5 protein-coding genes and 1 pseudogene are annotated in these 2,379 nt (G+C 59.1%); 2 read left to right on the forward strand and 4 right to left on the reverse strand.

The genetic code is table 11. The annotated features are described in order from the left end of the window. Positions 1-238 (reverse strand): annotated as a pseudogene (locus FLM9_RS00825) (response regulator); the annotation flags it as partial. Between the two features lie 153 nt (positions 239-391). On the opposite strand from FLM9_RS00825, the gene FLM9_RS00830 reads away from it, so the two are divergent. Beyond that, positions 392-655 carry a DUF6761 family protein gene (locus FLM9_RS00830; protein ID WP_074456821.1) on the forward strand — a complete coding sequence of 88 codons (264 nt, stop codon included), beginning with the start codon at positions 392-394 and terminating at the stop codon, positions 653-655. 53 nt (positions 656-708) lie between these two features. Here the strand turns inward: FLM9_RS00830 and grxD are convergent, their stop codons facing one another. The 3 genes from grxD to FLM9_RS00845 all read right to left on the reverse strand — a co-directional run bounded on the left by grxD (position 709) and on the right by FLM9_RS00845 (position 1,921). Then, a complete protein-coding gene (grxD, locus tag FLM9_RS00835) occupies positions 709-1,032 on the reverse strand; it encodes a Grx4 family monothiol glutaredoxin (protein ID WP_074456822.1) in 324 nt (107 codons plus the stop codon). A gap of 66 nt (positions 1,033-1,098) precedes the next feature. Continuing rightward, on the reverse strand, positions 1,099-1,344 hold the full coding sequence (locus tag FLM9_RS00840; RefSeq protein ID WP_074456823.1) for a BolA/IbaG family iron-sulfur metabolism protein: 246 nt from the start codon (positions 1,342-1,344) through the stop codon (positions 1,099-1,101). Positions 1,345-1,384: 40 nt separating this feature from the next. Further along, positions 1,385-1,921, reverse strand: coding sequence for a hypothetical protein (locus tag FLM9_RS00845; protein WP_081340087.1), 537 nt, complete (start codon positions 1,919-1,921; stop codon positions 1,385-1,387). A 141-nt stretch (positions 1,922-2,062) separates the two neighbouring features. On the opposite strand from FLM9_RS00845, the gene FLM9_RS00850 reads away from it, so the two are divergent. After that, on the forward strand, positions 2,063-2,379 hold a 317-nt coding region (locus FLM9_RS00850; RefSeq protein WP_143324532.1), incomplete at its 3' end, for a CobW family GTP-binding protein.

Here is a 2,379-nt window from a genome sequence, read left to right on the forward strand (position 1 = left end):
CCGCCAGCCGCAAGCCGGTGGAATCCTCCAAAAGCTCTGTGGTCACCAGCAAGTCGGGCTTTTCGTTGGCACAGACCTGTATGGCCTGGTGGGCGGTGGAGACGCCAGCCGTCAGATAACCGTCTTGGCGAAGGCGCTGGGCCAGCACAACCCGCAGCGCTGGATGGGCTTCCAGTACAAGAATGCGGGCTGACGAGGTGAGGGAAGTGTGCTCGGTTGCGCCAAGGTTGGACTCCAAACCAGGCTGGTGCAAATTACGGCTAAGCTATTCCCGAAAAGGATTCGGGTGTCGCCCATACCCGGATAAAATGAGGACAGCATTGACTTTTGTTAAGGACACCCTGACCGACTGACCCTTCAGCCCCTTGCAACCCAGCCTCCCGCAACGTCGATGACGGCCCTTCAAGACCCCGATGCCATCCGTCACTTCCAGGCCCTCTGCGATGCCTGCCGCGAGATGGCCGGCCGTGGCTGCAACGCCTCGGAGCTACGGCTCTACGCGGATGGCTACCTCCATTGTTTGTGCCGCAGTCAGCAATTGAATCCCATGACACAACAGCGGTTGGAAGACCTGGTTGGCCGCTGGATTCTTGATCCCTCTAGCAGCATCTGGCCGGAAGGGAACAACCATGGCCTGCATCGCCTTCTCAACTAGCCGGTCTCACCAGCAAGCTTTCCCCTGGTAAAACTGGTCCGGCAACAAGGGATTCAGGACGCCAGGGCCACTTCCATGGTCTCTCGCAGTTCACCAGAGTTGTACATCTCGATGAGAATGTCACTGCCGCCAAGGAATTCACCCTTGAGATATACCTGGGGAATGGTTGGCCAGTCGGCATAGTCCTTGATGCCTTGTCGAATCTCCGGATCCGAGAGCACGTCAAACGTCTCGTAGGGCACGCCAAGGGCGTTGAGCACCTGCACCACGTTGTTGGAAAACCCGCACTGGGGCATGAGCTTGCTCCCCTTCATGAAGACGAAAACAGGGCTGCTGGCCACCAGGGTTTCAATGCGGTTCTTGAGAGCAGAGTCCATGACAGTGAAAACGGGGGAATGGGCGCCAGGAAGATCGAGGTTAATTCTTCCCTTGGAGACGAGGTCTCATGTTCCCTGGGTGGGCGGCGCCGTTGTTGTCAGGGCCAGGGCATGAATGGCGTCGCTGGCAAACTCGTTCTTGAGTGCAGCGTAAACAAGCTGATGCTGACGCACACGGGAGACACCAGCAAATGCTGCCGAGGTGACGGAGACTTGCAGGTGGTCTCCGGAACCAGTGAGATCCTCAACGGCCACGCGGGCATCGGGGAGGGCTGCGCAGATGGCAGCCTCAACGGCGGCTGGAGTCACCATGATCGGCAAAGCACCTCTTGACTTTAGCGAGGAGAAGATTTCAGCCGGGTCCATCGTACGGGGTTTCGGCAAAACCCAACTCCACCAGTTGCTGATAGGCCTGAACGCCCAGGGGATTGGTGACTGTCATCAACTTGATCACCTCCACCAGCAACGGGACCGCCACCTCGGGTTGCCCCAGGCGGCGATAGAGGGCGGCAAGGCGAAGACTGGCTTCTGCCTGCAACGTAATGGAGCGGCGACCTTTGGTGTCCATCTCCCGTGGCACCTGGGCGTCCAGGCCACGAAAGCCGCCACTGAGGTCGCGATAGAAGCCCGCCAATGCCTGCGCTGCTCCGCGGGCGTCATCGTAGTGCTTGCGCGCCGTCTCCAGATCTCCCGCCGCGACGGACTCGTCCCCTTGGCTGAGGAGGCGTTCCACGGTACTGGGGTTAAAGCTGGCGTCTCCGGACTGAAGCACCTTGCTGGGCTTCAATGAATCCTGGTCTTGTGCAAAAGCCCCGTTGGCAAGGGGCAAGGCCACGGCAGCCGCCATGGCCATGGCATAGCCGGCAGACGATTGCCAGGAGTTGGGCATCAGCAGGGAAGACAACACACGTACCCAATGGTACGAGACGAAAGCAGGCTGGCCTTGGCCAGGCTGCTTGGCAGGAAAGCCGGCCCGGCGATAGCCTAGATCCTTAGCTCACCACAGCAGCACTTATCAGGCACAGTCACCATGACAACCCATCAACCGACCCCGGACACTGGACCAAAGACAGGACTGCCGGTCACCATCCTGACCGGATTTCTCGGGGCGGGGAAGACGACGCTGCTCAACCACATCCTCAGCAACCAGCAGGGGCTGAAAGTCGCTGTGCTGGTCAATGAGTTTGGAGAAATTGGCATTGATAACGACCTGATTGTGGCCACCAGCGATGCCATGGTGGAGTTGAGCAACGGTTGTATCTGTTGCTCCATCAACGGGGAGTTGATGGATGCCATGGATCGGCTTCTGGCGCAGCCCCAGTCGTTGGACTACGTCATTGTGGAGAC

The sequence above is a fragment of the Candidatus Synechococcus spongiarum genome (genome assembly GCF_900047545.1).
Taxonomy (GTDB): Bacteria; Cyanobacteriota; Cyanobacteriia; order PCC-6307; family Cyanobiaceae; genus Synechococcus_B; species Synechococcus_B spongiarum_C.

Excerpts from the sequence above, each read along its gene's own strand:
- FLM9_RS00830 (WP_074456821.1), top strand. The coding sequence starts at position 392 with ATGACGGCCCTTCAAGACCCCGATGCCATCCGTCACTTCCAGGCCCTC.
- FLM9_RS00845 (WP_081340087.1), bottom strand. The coding sequence starts at position 1,921 with ATGCCCAACTCCTGGCAATCGTCTGCCGGCTATGCCATGGCCATGGCG.
- FLM9_RS00840 (WP_074456823.1), bottom strand. The coding sequence starts at position 1,344 with ATGGTGACTCCAGCCGCCGTTGAGGCTGCCATCTGCGCAGCCCTCCCC.
- grxD (WP_074456822.1), bottom strand. The coding sequence starts at position 1,032 with ATGGACTCTGCTCTCAAGAACCGCATTGAAACCCTGGTGGCCAGCAGC.